The organism is Flammeovirga agarivorans, from assembly GCF_012641475.1.
Classification (GTDB): Bacteria; Bacteroidota; Bacteroidia; order Cytophagales; family Flammeovirgaceae; genus Flammeovirga; species Flammeovirga agarivorans.
In genome coordinates this window covers 1-758 of the sequence record NZ_JABAIL010000072.1, presented here as the reverse complement: position 1 = coordinate 758, position 758 = coordinate 1, and the positions used below count along the sequence as shown (strand labels likewise).

General features: G+C 60.6%; 1 protein-coding gene. It reads right to left on the bottom strand.

Annotation, left to right across the window (positions count from 1 at the left end):
• On the bottom strand, window positions 1–758 hold a 758-nt coding region (locus HGP29_RS28285; RefSeq protein ID WP_211093456.1), incomplete at both ends, for an alpha-galactosidase.

Sequence of the window (758 nt, the reverse complement as noted above, 5' to 3'; positions counted from 1 at the left end):
GGAAGATCGCCTGCGCTTTATCCGGGCTGACGACGCCATGGGCAAGGGTGGTGGCGTCCGGCATATCTATTCGCCACTGCACGCCGTGATGGATCACGTCGCGCCACTGTTTATGCAGGGCCGCATATTTTCGGTATCCGGCGCGCTCTTCTTCATCGGCGCTCACCGGATCCAGCTCAAGGCCCATATGACCGAACAGCGCCGTCAGGCCGCGGAAGGCGATACTATGCTGGCGGAAGGTGGCATGACAGTGGCGATTGCCAATATGCGCGCCCATTACCTCGGGTGGAAAGAAGTAGCTCATGCCGCGCTGGATGGTGTTGCGCTCAAGGGCGTCATTGTTGTCAGACGCCCAGAAGCGATGGCTGCGTTTGAGGACTTCATAATCGATCCGTCCGCCGCCGGAGGAGCAGGATTCAAATTCAATGTGCGGGAAACGGGCCACCAGCGTATCCAGCAGGCGGTAGAACTGGCGCGTTTGCGCGTCCGCAGCGGCGCGTCCCTGATCCCCAGGCTGCACCAGCTCGCGGTTCATATCCCACTTCACGTAGTCCACCGCATGCTCGCCCAGCAGCCAGCTCATCCGCTCCAGCAGATAATCAAACGCTTCGGGAATGTTGAGGTTCAGGACAAACTGATGGCGGCCGGTCAGCGGGGTATAGCCCGGCAGCGCCAGCACCCAGTCCGGGTGCGCCCGGTACAGATCGGAATCCGGGTTAATCATTTCCGGCTCCACCCAGATACCGAATTCCATACCC